The following is a 1616-nucleotide window of genomic DNA, read 5'->3' as shown; positions in this document are numbered from 1 at the left end:
GTCAGCGATCCCGGCCGGCATCGGCTTGGATCCTTTTGCCGGCGGCCATAAACATACGCCCCAGCATAGGCCGGATTTTGAAGGATACTAAGGACGCGTGCACTATCTGGCGCACGCCAGACGATCTCGTGTGGAGATGGTCCAAGCAGCGGTCGAACCGGCAAGAACAATCCGTTCCTGTCCAAGTACCGCATCACACGGCGAGCGCTTTGCAGTTCCCGGAATTTGGCGAACACGAGATGAAGACGGGCCTGCACCTCCTCATCGGGATTGAGAATAATTGTGCCCACTCGATCATAGGCGAGCCCGGCTGGCAGGGGCAGCCGCAGTTCGCCCCGCGACGCCTTCTGGCGTTCCCCTTGGTGAAGGCGCATCCGAAGCTGATGCAACTCCGCCTCGCTCATGATGCCGGACAAACCCAACAGCAGGCGGTCATGGTAGGCGCGCGGATCGTAAAGCCGCTCGCCATCCGCAATGAGCACGCCGAACACCGAGCACAGTTCGAGAAGCTGATGCCAGTCCCGGTTATTGCGGGCCAAGCGAGAAGCGTCGAGGCTCACCACAAGACCGGCGTTGCCAAGGCCGATCTCGACAATGAGCTTCTGGAAACCATGACGATCCACAGCGCCAGCGCCGGATTTGCCCAGATCCTCGTCGATGACCTGGACGCGCTCCGGCGGCCAGCCCAGACCGATGGCGCGATCGACGAGGCGGTACTGCAGCTCCGTGCTCTCCTGGTGCTGGCGCACCTGGTTCACAGATGATTGCCGCACGTAGACATAGGCCAACTTGGCTCGGTGCGCAGTCGTGAGCCGCTCGTCAGCGATGGTCGAGCTGATCAGCACGATCCAGTCCCCTTCCGGGCGTGCCGGGAGCCGCTTGCATTCGCCGCAGCAGCGTGGCGAGGACTTGAGCGATCTGGGTTTGCGTCGCGGTCGACAGATTCGGCCACAGGCGCGGAATCTCGGCCGTCGGACGGCCAGTTGGATTTGCCAACGTCGGCAGGGGTCGATACGCAACGCGACCTGGAAGCGGTCGGTGGGTCATCGCGAATCACCTTCTTGTCGAGAAGGCTCAGACTCGCGCTCAAATGTTGCATCAATGGGATCAGCGTACGTGCACTGATGCGCGGCAGATCGGCGGCATTCGGGCGGGAAGTGATTGGTATCTCGCCAAGATCCGTCGACGCGATCCGAACCGCTCGCCGCCGTCCGTCCGGCAGCGCGACAACGACGTAGGCGGGACCGCGCCCCGACCGCTCCTTCAGCACCTCAAGCCGGTGCCCAAACAGAAAATGATGGGGGTCGGTGATCGTGACGTGAGACACGAACCGCTCAAGAATAGGGGTACTCTGTCGTGTTCGGTGACCCGACCATCGCCGACGCCGTCCTGGATCGGCTCGTCCACAATGCTCACCGCCTCACACTCAAGGGAGACAGCATGCGAAAGATCACTGCGCAGCGCGCCAATCTTGACGCAGCCAAGAAAACCTGACCCAACTCCTCATGCCGGCAACGACACTCCGGCCGCCTTCGTCGGAACAGGTGGCCGCCTTCGATCGGAATGCATGGTCGCGTTCAATCGGAATCCCTGGCCGCAATCCCCGGAATCCGCAC

General features: G+C 62.1%; 1 protein-coding gene and 1 pseudogene. One reads left to right on the top strand and one right to left on the bottom strand.

Annotated features, from left to right (window positions below; genetic code table 11):
- Positions 1-845 (bottom strand): recombinase family protein (locus tag ABIB80_RS39245; protein WP_354129645.1); only part of this gene is annotated, 845 nt, incomplete at its 3' end.
- A 511-nt stretch (positions 846-1356) separates the two neighbouring features.
- Between ABIB80_RS39245 and ABIB80_RS39240 the strand changes: the two are divergent.
- Positions 1357-1494, top strand: a pseudogene (locus ABIB80_RS39240) (ATP-binding protein); the annotation flags it as partial.
- Positions 1495-1616: the final 122 nt, after the last annotated feature.

This window comes from Bradyrhizobium sp. i1.15.2 (genome assembly GCF_040548425.1).
Taxonomy (GTDB): domain Bacteria; phylum Pseudomonadota; class Alphaproteobacteria; order Rhizobiales; family Xanthobacteraceae; genus Bradyrhizobium; species Bradyrhizobium canariense.
Note: the sequence above shows the minus strand (reverse complement) of the source record. Positions and strands in the feature narration are given on the sequence as shown.